Source organism: Massilia sp. UYP34, from assembly GCF_056279385.1.
Map to the genome: position 1 here is coordinate 24,334 of NZ_JBWBRF010000020.1, position 15,734 is coordinate 40,067.

14 protein-coding genes are annotated in these 15,734 nt (G+C 67.4%); 8 read left to right on the forward strand and 6 right to left on the reverse strand.

Annotated elements, in window-relative coordinates:
* The first annotated feature begins 50 nt into the window (after window positions 1–50).
* The 4 genes from ACZ9AQ_RS20760 to ACZ9AQ_RS20775 are packed head-to-tail and all read left to right on the forward strand — an operon-like array spanning window position 51 to window position 6,117.
* Window positions 51–3,611, forward strand: a complete 3,561-nt coding sequence (locus tag ACZ9AQ_RS20760; protein WP_429206642.1) for an indolepyruvate ferredoxin oxidoreductase family protein — start codon at window positions 51–53, stop codon at window positions 3,609–3,611.
* 11 nt (window positions 3,612–3,622) lie between these two features.
* The gene (locus ACZ9AQ_RS20765) at window positions 3,623–4,372 is read left to right on the forward strand and encodes an electron transfer flavoprotein subunit beta/FixA family protein (protein ID WP_429206641.1); all 750 of its coding nucleotides are present in this window, start codon (window positions 3,623–3,625) and stop codon (window positions 4,370–4,372) included.
* A gap of 19 nt (window positions 4,373–4,391) precedes the next feature.
* Window positions 4,392–5,333 carry an electron transfer flavoprotein subunit alpha/FixB family protein gene (locus ACZ9AQ_RS20770; protein ID WP_429206640.1) on the forward strand — a complete coding sequence of 314 codons (942 nt, stop codon included), beginning with the start codon at window positions 4,392–4,394 and terminating at the stop codon, window positions 5,331–5,333.
* A 52-nt stretch (window positions 5,334–5,385) separates the two neighbouring features.
* Complete coding sequence (locus ACZ9AQ_RS20775) at window positions 5,386–6,117, forward strand: Crp/Fnr family transcriptional regulator (RefSeq protein WP_429206639.1); 732 nt, start codon at window positions 5,386–5,388, stop codon at window positions 6,115–6,117.
* Between the two features lie 9 nt (window positions 6,118–6,126).
* Here the strand turns inward: ACZ9AQ_RS20775 and ACZ9AQ_RS20780 are convergent, their stop codons facing one another.
* The 6 genes from ACZ9AQ_RS20780 to ACZ9AQ_RS20805 all read right to left on the reverse strand — a co-directional run bounded on the left by ACZ9AQ_RS20780 (window position 6,127) and on the right by ACZ9AQ_RS20805 (window position 10,999).
* A complete protein-coding gene (locus tag ACZ9AQ_RS20780; RefSeq protein WP_429206638.1) occupies window positions 6,127–7,047 on the reverse strand; it encodes a VOC family protein in 921 nt (306 codons plus the stop codon).
* A 141-nt stretch (window positions 7,048–7,188) separates the two neighbouring features.
* Window positions 7,189–7,947, reverse strand: coding sequence for an SDR family NAD(P)-dependent oxidoreductase (locus tag ACZ9AQ_RS20785; RefSeq protein ID WP_313033020.1), 759 nt, complete (start codon window positions 7,945–7,947; stop codon window positions 7,189–7,191).
* 104 nt (window positions 7,948–8,051) lie between these two features.
* Window positions 8,052–8,267, reverse strand: a complete 216-nt coding sequence (locus ACZ9AQ_RS20790; RefSeq protein ID WP_313033021.1) for a ferredoxin — start codon at window positions 8,265–8,267, stop codon at window positions 8,052–8,054.
* Between the two features lie 92 nt (window positions 8,268–8,359).
* Window positions 8,360–9,148, reverse strand: coding sequence for an IclR family transcriptional regulator (locus ACZ9AQ_RS20795; protein WP_429206637.1), 789 nt, complete (start codon window positions 9,146–9,148; stop codon window positions 8,360–8,362).
* 262 nt (window positions 9,149–9,410) lie between these two features.
* Complete coding sequence (locus ACZ9AQ_RS20800) at window positions 9,411–10,604, reverse strand: thiolase family protein (protein WP_429206636.1); 1,194 nt, start codon at window positions 10,602–10,604, stop codon at window positions 9,411–9,413.
* Window positions 10,601–10,999, reverse strand: coding sequence for a Zn-ribbon domain-containing OB-fold protein (locus ACZ9AQ_RS20805; RefSeq protein ID WP_429206635.1), 399 nt, complete (start codon window positions 10,997–10,999; stop codon window positions 10,601–10,603). The genes ACZ9AQ_RS20800 and ACZ9AQ_RS20805 overlap by 4 nt, the downstream gene beginning before the upstream one ends.
* A gap of 161 nt (window positions 11,000–11,160) precedes the next feature.
* Here ACZ9AQ_RS20805 and ACZ9AQ_RS20810 point away from each other — a divergent pair, with 161 nt between their 5' ends.
* The 4 genes from ACZ9AQ_RS20810 to ACZ9AQ_RS20825 all read left to right on the forward strand — a co-directional run bounded on the left by ACZ9AQ_RS20810 (window position 11,161) and on the right by ACZ9AQ_RS20825 (window position 15,576).
* A complete protein-coding gene (locus ACZ9AQ_RS20810; RefSeq protein WP_429206634.1) occupies window positions 11,161–11,859 on the forward strand; it encodes an SDR family NAD(P)-dependent oxidoreductase in 699 nt (232 codons plus the stop codon).
* A 98-nt stretch (window positions 11,860–11,957) separates the two neighbouring features.
* A complete protein-coding gene (locus ACZ9AQ_RS20815; RefSeq protein ID WP_429206633.1) occupies window positions 11,958–12,944 on the forward strand; it encodes a fumarylacetoacetate hydrolase family protein in 987 nt (328 codons plus the stop codon).
* 78 nt (window positions 12,945–13,022) lie between these two features.
* Window positions 13,023–14,288, forward strand: coding sequence for an MFS transporter (locus ACZ9AQ_RS20820; protein ID WP_429206632.1), 1,266 nt, complete (start codon window positions 13,023–13,025; stop codon window positions 14,286–14,288).
* Between the two features lie 52 nt (window positions 14,289–14,340).
* Window positions 14,341–15,576: an NAD(P)/FAD-dependent oxidoreductase gene (locus tag ACZ9AQ_RS20825; RefSeq protein WP_429206631.1), complete on the forward strand. Its 1,236-nt coding sequence runs from the start codon at window positions 14,341–14,343 to the stop codon at window positions 15,574–15,576.
* The last annotated feature ends 158 nt before the right edge of the window (window positions 15,577–15,734 follow it).

Genomic DNA, 15,734 nt, shown 5'->3' on the forward strand with positions numbered 1-15,734 from the left:
CGCGCCTGGCGGCTGATCCCCGACCATTCATTTTCCGACCTAGGCATGCCATGAACTCGCCCCTAAGCCCTGAAGCCGCCGCCGCCACGCATGACGCCCTGCGCGCCGTCACCCTGGACGACAAGTACACCGTCGACAAGGGCCAGATTTTCCTGAGCGGTGTCCAGATGCTGGCGCGCCTGCCGATGCTGCAGAAAGCGCGCGACCTGCGGGCCGGGCTGAACACCGCCGGCTATGTCTCCGGCTACCGCGGCTCGCCCCTCGGTGGCCTCGACCAAGCGCTGTGGAAGGCGAAGAAGCACCTGGACGATCACGACGTCGTGTTCCAGCCCGGCCTGAACGAAGACCTCGCCGCGACCGCGGTGTGGGGCACCCAGCAGGTGAACCTGTACCAGAGCGCGACCCGCGACGGGGTGTTCGGCATGTGGTACGGGAAGGGGCCGGGCGTCGACCGCTCGGCCGACGTCCTCAAGCACGCCAACTCGGCAGGCACGTCCCCCAAGGGCGGCGTGCTGATGCTCGTCGGCGACGACCATGCGGCCAAGTCGTCCACTGTGGCGCACCAGTCCGAACACCTGCTGGTCGCCTGCGGCATTCCGGTGCTGTATCCGTCCAGTGTCCAGGAGTTCCACGACTATGGCCTGCATGGCTGGGCGATGAGCCGCCACGCGGGCTTGTGGGTGGCGATGAAATGCGTCACCGACGTGGTCGAGTCGTCCGCCTCGGTGGAGATCGACACCGAAGGCCTGCACATCGTGCTGCCCCCGGCGCCGGTGCTGGAAGGCGGACTGGGCATCCGCTGGCCGGACGCGCCGCTCGAGCAGGAGGCGCGGCTGGTCGACCACAAGTGGTATGCGGCGCTCGACTACATCCGGGCCAACCGCCTGAACCGGGTGGTGGTCGACGCCCCGCAGGCCAGTTTCGGTATCGTCGCGGCAGGCAAGGCCTATCTCGACCTGCGCCAGGCGCTGGTCGACCTGGGCATCGACGACGACGCCTGTGCACGGATCGGCATCCGCATCCTGAAGGTGGGCTGCGTCTGGCCCCTGCACGCCGACGACGTGCAGGAATTTGCGTCGGGACTGCGCGAGATCCTGGTGGTGGAAGAGAAGCGCCAGGTGCTGGAGTATGCGATCAAGGAGCAGCTGTACAACTGGCCGCACGCGGAGCGCCCGAATGTCTACGGCAAGTTCGACGAGCGTTCCGGCGCCGGAGGAGAATGGTCGGCGCCGCGCGGTCAGTGGCTGCTGCCTGCACGCTACGAACTGTCGCCGGCACTGATCGCCAAGGCGATCGCGCGCCGCCTCGGCCAGGCCGAGCTGCCCGCCGACCTGCGGGCGGGCATCGATGCGCGTATCGCCATCATCGAGGCCAAGGAGCGGGAGGCGGCGCGGCCGCGCGTGACGGCCGAGCGCAAGCCGTGGTTCTGCTCCGGCTGCCCGCACAATACCTCGACCCGTGTGCCGGAAGGCTCACGCGCCCTGGCCGGCATCGGCTGCCATTACATGGCGCTCTGGATGGACCGGCGCACCGACACCGTCAGCCAGATGGGGGGCGAGGGCGTCAGCTGGCTCGGGCAGATGCATTTCACCAGCGACCGTCACGTGTTCGTGAACCTGGGTGACGGCACCTACTTCCATTCCGGCGTGCTGGCGGTGCGCGCGGCGATCGCGGCCAGGGCCAACGTCACCTACAAGATCCTGTACAACGACGCCGTCGCGATGACCGGCGGCCAGCCGGTGGACGGCACCCTGACGGTGCCCCAGATCGCCCAGCAGGTCACCGGCGAAGGCGCGGTGCGGGTATTGGTGGTGAGCGACGAGCCGGAAAAATATGCGGACCGCAGTGGATTACCGGCCGGCGTCACGGTCCACCACCGCGACGAACTCGATGCGCTGCAGCTGGAATTGCGCGACACGGCCGGCGTTTCGGTGCTCATCTATGACCAGACCTGCGCCACCGAGAAGCGGCGCCGCCGCAAGCGCGGCGAGGCGAGCGATCCGCCGCGCCGCGCCTTCATCAATGCGGCGGTGTGCGAGGGCTGCGGCGACTGTTCGGTGGCGTCGAACTGCCTCTCGGTCGAGCCGCTGGAGACGCCGCTGGGCACCAAGCGCAAGATCAACCAGAGCTCTTGCAACAAGGATTTCTCCTGCGTGAACGGGTTCTGCCCGAGCTTCGTGACGGCGGAAGGGGCGCAGCTGCGCCGTCCCGCAGCCGCCAAGGCCGTGCCGGCTGCGGACATTCCCGAGCCGGCCCTGCCGGCCCTGGACAGTGTTTGTGGCATCGTGGTTCCCGGCGTCGGCGGCACCGGCGTGGTAACGATTGGCTCCCTGCTCGGCATGGCCGCGCACCTGGAAGGCAAGGGCGTCAAGGTCCTCGACATCACCGGGCTGGCCCAGAAGGGCGGTGCGGTGCTCAGCCATATCCAGATCGCCGCGCAGACTGGCCTGATCCATGCGACGCGGGTGCCTACCGGCGACGCGGCGGTGCTGATCGGCTGCGATGCGATCGTCGCCGCGTCGCTGGACGCACTGTCGCGGGTCCGGCGCGGCCGCACCCGCGCGGTGGTGAACAGCGCCGCCGTGCCGTCCGCGGCCTTCCTGTCGAACCCCGACTGGCGCTTCCCCGGTGCCAGCGCGGAAGCGGACCTGCGTGCGAGCGTGGGCGATGCCTGCGAGTTCGTCGATGCGAACGCGCTCGCCACCCGCCTGTTCGGCGACACGATCTTCGCCAACCCGCTGCTGCTCGGCTATGCCTGGCAAAAGGGCTGGATTCCGCTCGGGCGCCAGGCGCTGCTGCGCGCCATCGAGCTCAATGGGGTGGCGGTCGAGAAGAACCAGCGCGCGTTCGAGATGGGCCGCCTGGCGGCCCACGATCCGTCAGCACTTGCAGAGAGCCGCAGGGCGCAGGAGACGGGCGCGGTCGTGGTGGACATGCCCGTGACGCTGGAGCGCCTGGTCGAAGAGCGCGCCCGGCTCTTGCGCAGCTATGGAGGCGAGGCCTATGCGCAGCGCTACCGGGCCGCGGTGGCGCGCCTGCGCGCTGTCGAAGCGGATCTTCCCGGGCAGCGCCGCCAGCCGCTGACCGAGGCGGTGGCGCGCAATCTCGCCAAGCTGATGGCCTACAAGGACGAGTACGAAGTGGCGCGCCTGCACAGCGCGCCCGAGTTCCTGGCAGCCTTGCGTGCGCAGTTCGAAGGCGAGCCGGGCAAGGATTACACGCTGAACTTCCACCTGGCGCCACCGCTGCTGGCACGGCCCGGCGCGGACGGACGGCCGGCCAAGCGCCGCTTCGGCCCATGGATGATGCCGGTGTTTCACCTGCTGGCGCGCATGCGCTGGCTGCGCGGGACCGCGTTGGACCCGTTCGGCATGAGTGCCGAACGGCGTCGCGAGCGCCAACTGGTCGAGGACTATTTTGCCCTGGTTGCCCTGTTCTGCGAAACGCTCACGGACGAGCGCATGGAGACGGCGCTCGCGTTGGCGTGGCTTCCGGAAAAGATTCGCGGCTACGGCCACGTGAAGGAAAAGGCCATGGACATGACCGACGAGAGGCGTGCGCAGCTGATGGCACAGTATGGCGCGCCCGTATCCCAACGACAAAAAGCCTGAAGGAGAACTGCATGAAAATACTGGTACCCGTCAAACGCGTGGTCGATTACAACGTCAAGGTCCGCGTCAAATCCGACGGCAGCGGCGTGGATATCGCCAATGTCAAAATGTCGATGAACCCGTTCGACGAGATCGCGCTGGAAGAAGCCGTACGCCTCAAGGAAGCCGGCAAGGTCCTTGAGGTGGTCGCCGTGTCGGTGGGCGTGGCCCAGTGCCAGGAAGTCCTGCGTACCGGCATGGCGATCGGCGCCGACCGCGGCATCCTGGTCGAGACCAGTGTCGAGACCGAGCCGCTGGCCGTGGCCAAGATCATGAAGGCGCTGGCCGACACGGAGCAGCCGCAGCTGATCATCCTGGGCAAGCAGGCGATCGACGACGATTCGAACCAGACCGGCCAGATGCTGGCTGCGCTGCTGGGCTGGCCGCAGGCCACCTTCGCATCGAAAGTGGTGCTGGAAGACGGCAAGGTGACCGTGACCCGCGAAGTGGACGGCGGCCTGGAAACCGTGGCCCTGAACCTGCCGGCCATCGTCACCACCGACCTGCGCCTGAACGAGCCGCGCTACGTGACGCTGCCGAACATCATGAAGGCCAAGAAGAAGCCGCTGGAAACCGTCAAGCCGGAAGACCTGGGCGTCGACGTGACCCCGCGCCTGAAGACCCTGAAAGTCACCGAGCCGGCCAAGCGCTCGGCCGGCGTCAAGGTGCCGGACGTGGCGACCCTGGTGCAGAAGCTGCGCCTTGAGGCCAAGGTTATCTAAACAAACTTAGGAAAAGAACATGGTCGCACTCGTCATTGCAGAACACGATAACGGCTCCCTTAAGGGCGCTACCCACCACACCGTGACCGCGGCCGCCCAGTGCGGCGCAGGTGGTGCAAATGAGGTCCACATCCTGGTCGCCGGCTCCGGCTGCGGCGCCGCCGCCGAAGCCGCTGCCGGCATCGCCGGCGTGAGCAAAGTGCTGGTCGCCGATGCGCCGCACTTCGCCGATGGCCTGGCCGAGAACGTCGCCGAGCAGATCCTGGCGATCGCCGGCAGCTACTCGCACATCCTGGCCCCGGCTACCGCCTACGGCAAGAACATCCTGCCGCGCGTGGCCGCCAGGCTGGACGTGGCCCAGATCTCGGAAATCACCAAGGTCGAGTCCCCGGACACCTTCGAGCGCCCGATCTACGCCGGCAACGCCATCGCCACCGTCCAGTCGTCTGACCCGGTGAAGGTCATCACCGTGCGCGGCACCGCGTTCGACAGCGCCGCCAGCGGCGGTTCGGCCGCGGTCGAGCAGATCGCCGCCGTGGGCGACGTGGGCAAGTCGGCTTTCGTCGGCCGCGAGCTGGCCAAGTCGGACCGTCCGGAACTGACGGCCGCCAAGATCATCGTGTCGGGCGGCCGCGGCATCGGCTCGGCCGAGAACTTCAAGCTGCTCGAGCCGCTGGCCGACAAGCTGGGCGCCGCCATGGGCGCTTCGCGCGCCGCGGTCGACGCGGGCTTCGTGCCGAACGACTGGCAGGTCGGCCAGACCGGCAAGATCGTCGCCCCGACCCTGTACATCGCGGTCGGCATCTCGGGCGCGATCCAGCACCTGGCCGGCATGAAGGACTCGAAGACCATCGTCGCCATCAACAAGGATCCGGAAGCGCCGATCTTCTCGGTGGCCGACTATGGCCTGGTGGGCGACCTGTTCGACGTCGTGCCGCAACTCGTCGCGGAAATCGACTAGGCCAGTGGCCGGTGGGTGCAGTGCTGACCCACCGGCATTCCCGGAATACGCCATGACTGCAAGCACTCCATCCACCGATCCGGCTCCTGCCGAAGAGCGTCAAGTACACATCCACCTGCGCAAGATCCCGCTGCTGGCCGAGCTGTCGGACGAGGAGATCACCCTGGTCAAGCAGGAAATCCGCATCCGCCAATACGGCAAGCGTGACATCGTGCTGCAAAAAGGCGGCCATGGGGATGGCCTGCTGTTCCTGCTCTCGGGGCAGCTGCAGGTGGTGAACGTGACCGAGGACGGGCGGGCGATCGGCCTGCGCATGCTGGCGCCGGGGGATTTCTTCGGTGAGATCGCGCTGATCAACAATTCCACGCGGACGGCGTCGATCGTCGCGATGTCCGACGCGTTGGTGGGCTTCCTGCCGGCGGCCACCGCGCTGCACTTGTTCTCGCACTCGCCCTCGGTGGCAATGGGGATGCTCCGGCACCTGGCCGAGAAGATCGAGCGCGACTCGGAGGTCCGATCCCTGCTGAGCATTAACAACACGGCCAAGCGCATCTACACCTACCTGGTGCTGATGCAGAAGAACAAGGGGGCCGAGCCGGGCGCCCCGGCCGTGGTCGAGAACCTGCCGACCCACCAGGACATCGCGAACATGATCAATACCAGCCGCGAGACCGTGACGCGGGCGCTGGCCGCCCTGGCCCAGCAGGGCATCGTGCAGAAGGATGCGAACCGGCTGATCATCATCAAGCCGGACGCATTGCAGAAGCTCGTCAAGGGGTCCTGACGTCCCTGGTCAGCGCTCGAAGATCTCTTCCGGCGTGCGTACGCTGGTGCCGAGGATCGGCCCGACCAGCTCATGGCCCCAGGTCGACAGCTTCTCCGGATTGAGCTCAAAGCCGTCGTCGTGCCATGGCTCCAGTTCGGCGATGCACTCGATGGCGAAGCCGGATGGCGTGAAGTGATAGAAGGACATATGCGGGTCCTGCACGTGCTGGCCCAGGGTCATCATCATCTGCAGGCCCTTCTTGCGCACCAGGTCATAGGTTTCGCCGACGTCGCGCACCGAATTGACCGTGATGCCGACGTGCTGCACCCCGGCCTTGCCCGGTCCGAATCCGTAGGCGATGTCGTGGCTGGTGTGATTGTTGAGCTTGGCGCGGAAGAAGCCGGTCTTGCCCTTGCCGGCCCCGGCGCCGTAGTAGCGCATGCCCATGATCCCGGTGAGGAAGTGCTCGAGTTCCGGCGTGTATTCGGGCGTGATCACGACCACGTGGCCGACGCCACGCTGGCCGCAGGTGAAACCGCCGTGCGGGCGGCCCGGCTGGAACGAGCGCGGCATCCATTTCTGGGCGTAGAACAGCTCGTGCTGGTAGCCGACCGGATCGCGGAAACGCACCAGTTCCTTCACGCCGCGGCGCTCGCGCAGCGCTTCGTCCGCGACCGTCACTTCGATGCCGTGCTCGCGGAAGCGCTCGACGGCGGCCTGGAATTCCAGCTTGCCCCGGGCTTCCCAGCCAATGTAGGCAAGGCGGTCGATCTTCCCCGGATGAAAAGCGATCCGGTGGCGCCGGTCGTCCATCCTGAAATACAGCGATTCAAGATCGCCTTCTGGCGACGCGCCGACCTGGAAACCCATTACTTGCGGGCCGTATTCGCGCCACGCATCCAGGTTCGCGGTTTCGAACCCGAGGTAGCCGATGCCGATGATGTCCATGTGTTCTCTTCCTGTTGTTGTGTGATCGGTACGCCAGTGCCCAACAATTCCCCCTATGGCGGCGTTGCATCGTCTCGTCGTACTAGCGTACTGCCTTCGACGGTGCGCCTTGCCCCAGGGGTTTTGTGAGGCGCTCCACATTTAGATGGCGAGCAGGCCGCCGTCGACCACCAGGTCGGAACCGGTCATGAAGCGCGCTTCGTCGGATGCCACGTACAGGGCAAGCGACACGACTTCCTCCGGTTCGCCGGGGCGGTCCTGCAGGACGCCGTCGAGGATGATCCGGCGCGTGACCGGATTGTCGACGAAGGCGGCGGTGCCGGGCGTCCTGACGAAGCCCGGACTGATGCTGACCGCGCGGATGCCGAGCGGCGCGCCTTCGACCGCCAGCTGCCGGGTGAACGAGACGACGGCGCCCTTGGCCGCGCTGTGCGCGCTGATCCCGGCCGCCTTCGAGCCACCCCATGCGGCGGTCGACGCGATGTTGATCACCACGCCCCCGCGCACCGCCAGGTGTCGCCATGCATATTTGGTGGTGAAGAAAATGAGGTCGAGTTCGTTACGGATGGTGAAGTGCCAATCCTCGATCGACATGTCGCCGACACCGCCGAACTTCGCAGCCGAGGCGTTGTTGTACAGGATGTCGATGCGGCCGAGCTGCTCCGCGGCCGATTCGACCCAGCGTCTTGCCTGTTCGTGGTCGCCAAGATCCACCGGCGCATCGCCATGCAGGGTGTAGCCCTCGGCCGCCATCAGGCGCGCGGTCTCCTCGTGCGCGGCGCGATCGACGTCGCAGCCGACGACAATCGCTCCTTCGCGGGCGAAATGCAGGGCCGCGACGCGCCCCTGGCCACCACCGGTGCCCGTGATCAGGGCAACTTTTCCAGCTAATCTATTCATGGAACATCCCCGCAGGAAAGCGGGCCAGCCGCGCAGGCGCGGCATGCGGCGCGCGAGCGGGCCGCATGTCGGGCGTACGCCTGGCGTGGACCGCCAGGCTTGGATCAGGCAGGCGCCTGGACCGCGATGGCTTCTGCCGGGCAGGCGGCAGCGCCTTCGCGCGCCGCTTCCAGCAGTTCGTCCGGCACCAGTTCGCTGTCGACATACACGATGCCGCCGGCGTCGAGCTTGTAGACTTCAGGGCAGAGGGCGGCGCAGAGGCCATAGCCGCAGCATTTGCTGCGTTCGATGATTACGCGGTGAAGCTGTTGATCGCTCATGATTCGTCTCTTTAATAATTATCCGACCGCTGGGGCCTGTGAGACGATTATGCACACAAATCGAAAATCTGTCACGTTTTGTGTGCGGCGAGTCAGAACAGGATGTTGCCGGCCTTGGATGCCAGCTTGCGCAGCAGCTCACCGAGCTTTTCCACCTGGTCGCGGTCGTACTGCCCGCGGAAGGTGACGGCCGAGATGGCATAGGCGATGGCGCCGGCGCGATCGTTCACCGGCGCCGCCACCGCCAGGATGCCGGCGGAGAAATAGCCGTCGTCGACAGACCAGCCGTTCGCGCGGGCGTCGGCCACCTGCTGCCGGTAGTCCTCGAAGGCGAGGGCGCGCGCCCAGCGCAGCTTGTCGAAGGCGGCACGCAGGCGCGCATCGTCCAGGCCGAGCTGGGCGGCGAACAGGCGTCCGCTGGCGCCCATCAGCACCGGCAGGCGCTGGCCGATCGCCATGTCGATGCGCAGGTCCCCGGGACTGGTCTCGGAGCTGACCAGCACGATGCGGTCATTCCCCATGCGGCGCCACAAGGTGACCGTCACGTGGTGGGCCGCCGCGAATTCCTGCATCAGCGGCCGCACCACATCGAGGCGCTGGCCCTGGGTGACGAGGTGCTCGACCAGCTTGGCCAGGCCCAGGCCGGTCGTGTAGGTCTTGGACAGGGGATCGAAGTCGAGCATCTCCTCGGCGACCAGGGTGCGCAGCGTATTGAAGCAGGTACTGGGGTTGATCTCCAGTTCGCGCGCGATGTCGGCCGCCCGCTCAGGGGAGCCGGAGGTCGTCAGGAAGCGCAGGATACGGATCGCGTTGACGACCGGCTTGACCGTCACGCCGGTCGACGAGTCGGGACGCTCTTCCTTGCTGTTATCTGGTGCCATGCGCGCTCCGGGTAAGCGAAGGGCGCCCTCCGGCCACCGATCGCGTTCTAAAATGTCATTCTAGAGTCAGAATGATTGAGCGGCAAGGACGGCGAGCCTGGCGTGCAAGTGCTCGACCCGAAATAAATGTGAGCTTTGGCAAACAGAACCGGATGCAGTGCAAGGCGGCGAGTGCGCCGCAGTGCGAGCACTGCAAGCATGAGCCAACGCAGCACGGCGCCGGTTATGGCAGCCAAAAGCACATTTATTTAAGGGCGAGTACTTAATCCCTTGCCAGCAGCAGGCTGCCGGCCAGCGGCCCGCCGCCGGACGCCACCACGGAAGCGTGATGGGGCGCCACCTGGCGCGCGCCGCCGCGGCCCCAGAGCTGGGTGCAGGCTTCGTGGACGTAGCCGAGTCCATGGGTGCGCCCACCCGACAGCTGGCCGCCGTTGGTATTGATCGGCATCTCGCCCCCAAGCGCAATGCGTTGCCCGCCCTCGACGAAGGGCCCGCTTTCGCCGCGCGGGCACAAGCGCAGGGCTTCCAGCCACATCATGGTCAGGATCGAGAAGCCGTCGTAGAGCTGGGCAGTGCCGACGTCGGCGGGTGTGAGATCGGTGCGCGCCCACATCATGTCGGCCGCGTCGCGCGTGGCCATCGCGGTCAGGTCGATCTGGTCCCAGGACCATGGCTGGTGCAGGGCGGCGCCGATCGCCTCGATGCGGATCGGCGGGTTGGGACCGTGCGCCGCCGCATCGGCGCGCGACAGGATGATGGCGGTGGAGGCGTCGCAGTGCACGTCGCAGTCGAGCATGCGCAGCGGGGTCGAGATCATGCGCGAGGCCATGTACTCATCCATCGACAGCGGGGTGCGGAACACCGCCTTCGGATTGAGTACGGCATTGGCGCGGCAGGTGAGGGCGATCTGGGCCAGCTGTTCCGGCGTGGTGCCGTAGTCGTGGAAGTGGCGCTGCGCATACATCGCCATCAGGTTGGCCCCGGAGAGCACATTGAAGGGTGTGTACCACTGCCAGAAAAAGCTGTTGTCGCGGCCGACCGTCTTGTTGGTGAGCGCGCTGGCGCCCTTGTCGGTCTGGCGCCGGGTCGCTTCGGTAATGGTGCGGAACACCAGCACATGGCGGCACAGCCCGGCCGCGATCGCCATCGCGCCGTTGATCACGCCGGCCAGCGGCCCCGGTCCTTCGTAGCCGCCGCCATACCAGTTGACCTTCAGGCCCAGGGTGCCGATGAGCGCATTGGGGCCGACCGGGGAAAAGGCATCGCCATTGTTGTTGTCGCCGGGCCAGCATGACACGCCGTCGATGTCGTCGCGGCTCAGGCCAGCGTCCGCGATCGCTTCCAGGCAGGCGTCGAGCGTGAGCCGCATCGCGGACTTGCCCGAAGGGCGCCCGACTTCGGACTGGCCGATGCCGCTGATCGCGACGTCTTTTTCGTAGATCCGGTCGAACATCATGCCGCCTTTTCGAAGAGTGGAAGCCAGACGTCCTCGACCTGCTCGAAGCGCACGCGCACCGGCATGCCGATGTGCACCTCGGCGGGTGGGGTGCCGACGATGTTGGTGACGAAGCGCAGTCCCTGCTGGTCCGCCAGCTCGACGATGGCCACCACATACGGTTCCTTCAGGTCGGGGCGCCAGGGCTGGTGGTTGACGGTATAGGTGTGCACTGTCCCCCGGCCCGACACCGGCCTGGGGCCGACCTGGGCGCCCAGGCACTGCGGGCAGACCGGCGCCGGCGGGTGGAAGAAGCGTGCGCAGGCGTCGCAGTGGTGCATGCGCAACTCCTGCTGCGCGCCGCCTTGCCAGAAGGCGCTGTTGTCTGGAGTAAGCGCCGGGAGTTTTCTTGTCATGTGCTGGACTTTCGGAGAGACGCGGTGCCACTGCGGCGCTGCCGCTGTCGATGCAACGATTCTACAACTATGTAGACAGAATTGGAAAATCTGTTTAAAGTTTTCATCAAGTTCCTGCAATTGCTGCCTGTTGCCACCTGACCCGATCGGAAAGACCAGCCATGCCCGCACCACTCGACACCCGCATCATCGTCATCACCGGCGGCTTCGGCACGCTTGGCCGCGCCGTCGCGCAGCGCCTCCATGCCGACGGCGCGCGGGTCGCGCTGCTCGACCGCGCGGCCGTCCCTTCGAGCGGCCTGCCCGCCGTCGCGCTCGCGCTCGGCGGCGTCGAACTGGCCGACGAACAGGCCTGCCAGGCAGCCTATGGCCAGGTGCGCGAAGCGCTGGGCGGGATCGACGGCATTGTCAATGTCGCGGGCGGCTTCACCTGGGAGACGGTCGAAGGCGGCGCGCTCGCTTCCTGGGACCGCATGTACGACACCAACCTGCGCACTGCGGTGGCCAGCTGTCGCGCGGCGCTGCCGCACCTGCTGGCGCGCGGCGCCGGGCGCATCGTGAATGTCGGTGCGGCCGCGGCGCACAAGGCCGGCATGGGCATGGGCGCCTACGCCGCGTCCAAGGCCGGGGTGGCGCGGCTGACCGAAGCGCTTGCCGAGGAACTGAAGGACCGCGGCATCACCGTCAACGCGGTCCTGCCGAGCATCATCGATACACCGGCGAACCGCGCCGACATGCCGGATGCCGACGCCAGCCGCTGGGTGGCCCCAAGCCAGCTGGCGGCGGTGGTCGCCTTCCTGCTGTCCGGCGACGCCTCGGCGCTGACCGGCGCATGCATCCCGGTGAACGGCCGGGTCTAGAAAGCAGCGCCGGCAAGCAGCGCGCCCGTGCGGGCGCCCGATCCACTACAAGGAGGGCCAGGCCGCCACCGGCGGTACCGGCCCCATGGAGACAAGCAATGAGACTCGTTACCTACCGTGACGAACACGGCATGATGCGCCCCGGCGCACTGATCGAATCGGACAGCGCCATCGTCGACCTGAGCATCGCCGCCAGGAGCACCGGTCTCGGTGCGTGGCCGGCCTTCAACAGCATCCTGGCCCTGGTCGAGGCGGGCGAGGAAGCGATGATGGAAGCGCGGCGCATGGTGGCGCTGGCGCCAGGCGCCTCGGTCATCGAGCGCGCGTCGGTGAAATTGTGCGCCCCGATCCAGCCGCCGCCCCAGATGCGCGACTGCTCCTGTTTCGAACTGCACCTGAAGCAGAGCTTCGCCGCTGCCCGCCGCGCACGCGTCGCCCACCTCCCGAATCCGGAAGAAGCGCTTGCCCAGATGAGCACCCGTGCCGACGAACGCGTGATCGCCACCTTCAACCGCCAGCCCATCTATTACAAGTGCAACCGCTTCGCCGTTATCGGGCCAGACGAGGACGTGATCTGGCCGGCCTACAGCAAGGCGATGGACTTCGAGCTCGAATTCGCCTGCTACATCGGCAGCAAGGCCAAGGATGTCCCGCGCGAGAAGGCGCGCGACTACATCGTCGGCTATACGATCTTCAACGACATGAGCGCGCGCGATACGCAGGCGGTCGAAATGGGCGGCATGCTGGGTCCGGCCAAGAGCAAGGATTTCGACACCGGCAACGTGATGGGGCCTTGCCTGGTCACCGCCGACGAGCTGCCCGACCCGTATGACCTCACCATGGTCGCGCGCGTCAACGGCGAAGAGTGGGGCAGGGGATCGACGCGCGACATGCGCTGGCAGTTCGAGGACCTGATCGCCCATATCTCGCGCTCCGAAACCCTGTATCCCGGCGAAGTGCTCGGTTCGGGCACGGTCGGCAACGGCTGCGGCCTGGAGCAACTGCGCTACCTGAAGCCGGACGACCTGATCGAGCTCGAAGTCGAGGGCATCGGCACCCTGCGCACGAGAATCAGGCTGCCCTGAGCGGCACGGCAACAGTCACGCCGGCGCTACCTGCCGCAGAGCCAGGGCGCCGCATCCACGACCTAAATGGAGACAATCATGGTCGCAACAAAGAACGGCGCGGCGATCGACTTCGCCGAGTTCAAGCAATCCTGGCGCGTACTGCTGCTGGCCATCACCGGCATCATGATCAGCATTAATGCCGCCCTGCTGTACGGCTTCGGCGTGCTGGTGATCCCGCTGCAGGCCGAATTCGGCTGGGAGCGCCCGGCACTGCAGGCGGCGATCAGCTTCCTGTTCGGCGGCGCGGTGGTCGGCCTGCAGCTGGTGGGCTGGCTCAACCTGCGCTTCGGCATCAAGCGCGTCACCGTGGTGTCGCTGCTGACGATGGCGCTCGGCTACCTGGCCACCACCCAGATCGGCGGACCGGTGTGGACCCTGTACGCGGCCTTCTTCCTGCTGCCGATCGTGGGCATGGGCGCGCTGGCCGTGACATGGACCCAGCTGCTCAACCTCTGGTTCCTGCGCAACCGCGGCCTGGCCCTCGCGCTGGGCCTGTCCGGTACCGGCATCACGGCCGCGCTGACGCCGCCGCTGTTTGCATGGGGCGTGGCGAACTGGGGCTGGCAGGCGCCGTTCGTCATCCTTGCGCTGGTCAATGTCGTGATCGGCATTCCGCTCACGCTGGCCTGGTTCCGGCTGCCGGAAACGGGGGCTGCCGTCGAGCCGGGGATCGCCGCCGCGGCGCCGGTCACGGGAATGGCCTTCCGCGAGGCGCTGGCCTCGCCCAAGTACTGGATCTGCAACCTGGCCTTGTGCCTGGTCGTCTCGGCCGTGATGGGCGTCGTCACGAGCACGGTGCCGATGCTGCGCGACCGCGGGCTGGATGCGGGCGCAGCCGCCCAGGTGTTCGCCTGGTTCGGCATCGCGCTGGTGCTGGGCCGCTTGATCGTCGGCTACCTGCTCGACCGCCTGTGGCCACCGGGCGTGGCTGCCGTCAGCCTGGCGCTGCCGGCCATCGGCACCATGATCTTCCTGTCCGGGAACGACGATATCGCCATGCTCAGCTTCGCGGCGGCGCTCGCGGGCCTCGGCGCCGGCGCCGAATTCGATATCGCAGCCTTCCTGATGGCGCGCTATTTCGGGCTGAAGGACTACGGGCGCATCTTCGGCCTGCACCAGGGCTTGATCACGGTGGCATCGGCCGGCGCGCCGCTGGCCTTCGCCGCCATGTTCAGCGCCACCGGCGGCTATGGGGCCATGCTCACCTACTGCACGGCCAGCACGCTTGCAGGCGCCGCCATGCTGCTGTTGCTGGGACGCGGCCCCCAGGCCGCGCTGCAGCCACAGGCCGCGCGCGCCTGACGCCCCCCGGGCCCCGCACGGGGCCTGCACTCCACCTTGTAAGGAAACCATCATGTCGCTTCAATCCGTAGTGATTGCCGGCGCCGGGCACGCCGGCGTACAGGTGGCGCTGTCCCTGCGCCAGGAAGGCTTTGCGGGCCGCATCGCCCTGGTCAACGACGAACCCTGGCTGCCGTACCAGCGCCCGCCGCTGTCGAAGGCCTTCCTGCTGGGGAAGATCAGCGCGACGGCGATGCAGTTCCGCCCCGAGGAATTCTATGCCGAGCAGCGCATCGAGCTGCTGGCCGACCGGGGCGCGGCGATCGACCGCCAGAACCGGCGCCTGGTGCTGGCCTCCGGCGCGGCGCTCGACTACGACCACCTGGTGCTGGCGACCGGCGCCCACAATCGCCCGCTGGCGGTGCCCGGGGCCGGCCTGTCGGGCGTGTTCGGGATCAAGACCCGGGCCGATGCCGACGCGGTGGCGCCGCTGCTCAAGACGGCGCGCCGGGTGGTCGTCATCGGCGCCGGCTTCATCGGCCTGGAGTTCGCCGCGGTGGCGGCGGCCGAAGGGGCCGCGGTCGAGGTGCTGGAACTGGGCGAACGGCCCATGGCGCGCGCCATCTCGCCGCAGATGTCCGAAGTGTTCCGCGCCGCCCATGAAAGCTGGGGCGTGCATTTCAACTTCCGCAGCGCGGTGTCGGAAATCGAGGGCGACAACGGCAGGGCGGTGGCCGTCATCACGGCCGACGGGCGGCGCCTGCCGGCCGACCTGGTCGTGTATGGCATCGGCGTGGTGCCGAACGTGTCGCTCGCGCTGGAAGCGGGGCTGAGCATCGACAACGGCATCAAGGTGAGCGCCAGCCTGCTGACCTCCGACCCGAACATTTCCGCGCTCGGGGATGTCGCGGCCTTCCCCTGCCTGCAGAACGGGTCGCAGCTGACCCGGCTCGAATCGGTGCAGAACGCCTGCGACCAGGGCCGGCTGATCGCCGCGCGGCTGGTGGGCAAGCCCGCTCCGTATACCGCCTTGCCGTGGTTCTGGACCGACCAGGGCAAGCTGAAGCTCCAGATCGCCGGCCTGGCGCTGTGCGCCGACAACCATGTGGTCCTCGGCGATCCGGCCGCCGGCCAGGTGTCGGTCCTGTGCTTCCGTGGCGAGCACTTGCTGGCGGTCGAGTCGTGCTGCCGCGCCGGCGACCACATGGCGGCGCGCAAGATCCTGTCGCGACCGCCTGCGCTCACGCCGGCGGTGGCGGCCGCGCCCGGCTTCGACCTGAAGGAATGGGAAGCGGCCAACCGTCAATGAACGCTTGGTGCCCAGCCCCTGCGCAGACGCGCGCAAAGCGCTGCGCAATCGGCTGTCGATGTTTGCGCAAGCGCGAACGCCGACAAAAGCTGGGGCAAGCCGCAGTGGCGCAGCGGTAGCCAGATAAGCGCGTCCAACAAAACTCTCCGGGCAAGGGA

Excerpts from the sequence above, each read along its gene's own strand:
- ACZ9AQ_RS20760 (WP_429206642.1), top strand. The coding sequence starts at position 51 with ATGAACTCGCCCCTAAGCCCTGAAGCCGCCGCCGCCACGCATGACGCC.
- ACZ9AQ_RS20765 (WP_429206641.1), top strand. The coding sequence starts at position 3,623 with ATGAAAATACTGGTACCCGTCAAACGCGTGGTCGATTACAACGTCAAG.
- ACZ9AQ_RS20770 (WP_429206640.1), top strand. The coding sequence starts at position 4,392 with ATGGTCGCACTCGTCATTGCAGAACACGATAACGGCTCCCTTAAGGGC.
- ACZ9AQ_RS20775 (WP_429206639.1), top strand. The coding sequence starts at position 5,386 with ATGACTGCAAGCACTCCATCCACCGATCCGGCTCCTGCCGAAGAGCGT.
- ACZ9AQ_RS20780 (WP_429206638.1), bottom strand. The coding sequence starts at position 7,047 with ATGGACATCATCGGCATCGGCTACCTCGGGTTCGAAACCGCGAACCTG.
- ACZ9AQ_RS20785 (WP_313033020.1), bottom strand. The coding sequence starts at position 7,947 with ATGAATAGATTAGCTGGAAAAGTTGCCCTGATCACGGGCACCGGTGGT.
- ACZ9AQ_RS20790 (WP_313033021.1), bottom strand. The coding sequence starts at position 8,267 with ATGAGCGATCAACAGCTTCACCGCGTAATCATCGAACGCAGCAAATGC.
- ACZ9AQ_RS20795 (WP_429206637.1), bottom strand. The coding sequence starts at position 9,148 with ATGGCACCAGATAACAGCAAGGAAGAGCGTCCCGACTCGTCGACCGGC.
- ACZ9AQ_RS20800 (WP_429206636.1), bottom strand. The coding sequence starts at position 10,604 with ATGATGTTCGACCGGATCTACGAAAAAGACGTCGCGATCAGCGGCATC.
- ACZ9AQ_RS20805 (WP_429206635.1), bottom strand. The coding sequence starts at position 10,999 with ATGACAAGAAAACTCCCGGCGCTTACTCCAGACAACAGCGCCTTCTGG.
- ACZ9AQ_RS20810 (WP_429206634.1), top strand. The coding sequence starts at position 11,161 with ATGCCCGCACCACTCGACACCCGCATCATCGTCATCACCGGCGGCTTC.
- ACZ9AQ_RS20815 (WP_429206633.1), top strand. The coding sequence starts at position 11,958 with ATGAGACTCGTTACCTACCGTGACGAACACGGCATGATGCGCCCCGGC.
- ACZ9AQ_RS20820 (WP_429206632.1), top strand. The coding sequence starts at position 13,023 with ATGGTCGCAACAAAGAACGGCGCGGCGATCGACTTCGCCGAGTTCAAG.
- ACZ9AQ_RS20825 (WP_429206631.1), top strand. The coding sequence starts at position 14,341 with ATGTCGCTTCAATCCGTAGTGATTGCCGGCGCCGGGCACGCCGGCGTA.